This is a genomic window from Streptococcus orisasini (assembly GCF_001431045.1).
Classification (GTDB): domain Bacteria; phylum Bacillota; class Bacilli; order Lactobacillales; family Streptococcaceae; genus Streptococcus; species Streptococcus orisasini.
Genome location: NZ_BCLE01000026.1, coordinates 1 through 3,093, shown reverse-complemented (window position 1 = coordinate 3,093; position 3,093 = coordinate 1). Strand labels below are relative to the sequence as shown.

Here is a 3,093-nt window from a genome sequence, read left to right as displayed (position 1 = left end):
GCTATTGCATTTTCCTAGAGGACTGACTAACTGCACAAGGGGAAAGTATCCTTCCCCTTGTGCAGTGTCGCCAATTCATCTGTTTAGAATTATTTTGCGATTGCTGCTGCATAAAGTTCAGCAACCTTGTTCCAGTTAATGATGTCAAAGAAAGCTTTGATATAATCTGGACGAACATTGCGGTATTTCAGATAGTAAGCATGTTCCCAAACGTCAAGAGCTAAGATTGGCTTCAAGCCTTGTGAAATTGGTGTGTCTTGATTAGCAGTCGAAATCACTTCAAGTTTTCCTTTAGCGTTAACAACCAACCAAGCCCAACCTGAGCCAAAGCGAGTCGTTGCTGCCTGAGTGAAGGCTGTCTTAAATGCTTCAAATGAGCCAAAAGCTTCATCAATTGCTGCGGCTACTTCTTTAGAGATCTCTGTTTTTTCTGGTGACAGAAGTTCCCAGAAAAGCGCATGGTTAAGGTGTCCGCCGCCGTTATTGAGAAGAGCCTGACGGATATCTTCTGGAATTTGCTGAACATCAGCCAAGAGCACTTCCAAATTTTCACCGATTTCTGGGTGTTTTTCAAGAGCTGCATTAGCATTTGCCACATAAGTAGCATGGTGTTTATCATGATGAAGAGTCATTGTTTCTGCGTCAATATAAGGTTCCAAAGCATCATAGGCATATGGAAGATCTGGTAAAATAATTGCCATATCAATTACCTCTTTTCTTTTTTGGTACCCTCATCATATCGTAAAAAAATAGAGCTTACAACTAATCTGCTCACCGTTTTTCGTGCATCATTTTCAAAATGGCCACATCAAATAGGTAGTCTTTATCATAGAGCCCCGTTTTAATTTGATAATCTGCATCAATAAGATACATCATGGCTTTCTTAAGAAAAGACAGCGAAAGGCTGCGGCTGTCTCTGACAGCAAATTTAACCTGATACGGATTGACCCTTCGCCCCATAATATCAGACAAGTCTGTTACCATCTGTTGCTCTGTTTTGCCTTGACTGCTCAATAATTTAACTTGAGTAAACATACGAAACTGTCCCAACATAACAGCGATTAATTTGATGTCATCTTCTCCTTGCAGCCGTAAGTCGCGGGTTAAATCACGTGCTTCATCCACTTTGCCCAGTAAGACCAGCTGGGTCAAATCGAAAATATTATCCTGCAATGTTTTTGGAATAGCCTGTTGGATATCCTGAACCGTTACTTGTCCGCCTGCCTTGTAGGACTTTAGAAAGGTCAAATTTTTACTGATCTCACTAAAATCAAAAGCTGATTTGTTGAGCAGCTCCTCAAAGACACCAGACTCAAAAACCAGACCTTCTTGATGCGCCTGCTTTTGAAAATAGGTTCGAAGCTCCGCCTCCTTCAAAAGCCTTGCTTCAAAAATCTGAGCATCACGCTTAAGCAGCTTAACCAAACGCCGCTTGCCATCCAATTTCCCAGAAGCACAGAGAATCAACTTTGTGCTTGCAAGAGGATTCCCCAAATAAGCCTCCAAACGCTTTAAGGCTTTCTCATCAAGATAGGATTTTTTAGTCGTTGTGATATCAGCAAAATTATCAAAAATAACTATCTTTTCATCTGCAAAAAAAGGCAGGCTCTCCAAATCCATTTCTGCATCCTGATAATCCGTTTCAGACATATCAAAATAAGAATAATTCAAGTCACTGGGTTCAAAGCCAATATTATCTAGAAAGCGTTCTTTCATCTGGCTGTATTGCCCAAAATCCTCTCCGGTTAAAACAGTAATCGGAGCCAGCTTTTCCTTGGTTAGGCCTTCAATCATTTCTATAGCAATCATAATCTTATTATAGCAAAATTTAAGCAAAGCAGGACATTCAGACAAACAAGAAAAGTGTCAAATACTGCCATTCATAGTTCACTTTTGGTTTAAATGGCTACCCTCTATTGCTTAACAAGTCCTTCTTAGTTCATTTCAGCCCTTACTTGAGCAGCAAAATCTCATCAAACACTTTTTGAATCAAATAAAAATGAGTTTAGAGAAATTCCAAACTCATTATATGCTTCTAGCAATTATTGCTGTTGATCAGTTGGTGCCTGCGGCTGAGCTGGTGCAGTAGGCTGTGCTGCTGGCTGCTGTTGCTGCGGCGCCGCTTGTTCTTGATAAAAATTAGGCGTTTGCACTGGCTGTACAGGCTGTGTAGGTGCTTGATAAGGTTTTGTCGGTTGACAAAGCAAGATATAATAGAAAATCATTGCGAACCAAACAATAATAGATACAATAGCACGTAGGAAAGGTACAAGCGCCAGTAGTGAAAATACTAGTGCTCCTACTGGAACAAAGATAAGTGACCAGTGAAAACCGGCGTCACGCAAGCGACGAACAGAAATAGCGATATTTGGCAGCAAAACGGCCAAACCAAAAAGAATAACAAGAACAAGAAGAATGATAACATCAACAGAATAAAGAGAAAAGCTATTTTCAACAAATGATGAATCAATTGATGGATCAACCGTATTGAAAGATTTAGTCACTAAATCAATATAATTAGAATAAAGGATTGACATAGCCGTAAAAGAAAAAGGAAATACAATCAAAAAGTTGCACAGGGCTGCCCACCAATAATCTGAACGGCTTGTTCGACCTGTAAAATTAACATAATTTGTCCAGAATTTTTTATAAGCTGTAAACATAAATAAACTCCCTACTAATTTTTTCTTTAACAGAATAACATAAATTTCAAGGGAAAACAAGATTACCTGCGGACAGGTTCACAGCATAGGCATGAAAAAACAATCATTAACAAAATTATGAAAAAGCAAAAAATTTGTTTTTCTGTAAACTAAATCTTTAATTTTCTGCATTTCAGAGCCTATTCATTTATGGCATCACGAAAAACTCTGAGAAATAATATCATCAACTGAGATACAAGATAATACTGAAAAAATAAATCCATTAATCAGGTTGTAGACAAACTCTATAGTTAGCATTTCACAAGCACACACATCCTAGGATAGTATCAATTCACAATCTATAAGAAAAATAGGCGAATTGAACGAGCCTGCCCCAGATACTTTCCGCTGTAGCAAAAAACGAGAGTGGGACAAGTTGATTAGGATAGCC

At 38.7% G+C, this 3,093-nt stretch carries 3 protein-coding genes; all 3 read right to left on the bottom strand.

Going from position 1 to position 3,093, the window contains the following annotated elements; translation table 11 throughout:
• Window positions 1-89: 89 nt before the first annotated feature.
• The 3 genes from sodA to SCSH_RS04775 all read right to left on the bottom strand — a co-directional run bounded on the left by sodA (window position 90) and on the right by SCSH_RS04775 (window position 2,663).
• Window positions 90-701: a superoxide dismutase SodA gene (sodA, locus tag SCSH_RS04785; RefSeq protein ID WP_057490754.1), complete on the bottom strand. Its 612-nt coding sequence runs from the start codon at window positions 699-701 to the stop codon at window positions 90-92.
• Window positions 702-771: 70 nt separating this feature from the next.
• Window positions 772-1,809, bottom strand: a complete 1,038-nt coding sequence (gene holA, locus SCSH_RS04780) for a DNA polymerase III subunit delta (protein ID WP_057490753.1) — start codon at window positions 1,807-1,809, stop codon at window positions 772-774.
• Window positions 1,810-2,042: 233 nt separating this feature from the next.
• A complete protein-coding gene (locus tag SCSH_RS04775; protein WP_057490752.1) occupies window positions 2,043-2,663 on the bottom strand; it encodes a DUF805 domain-containing protein in 621 nt (206 codons plus the stop codon).
• Window positions 2,664-3,093 lie beyond the last annotated feature (430 nt).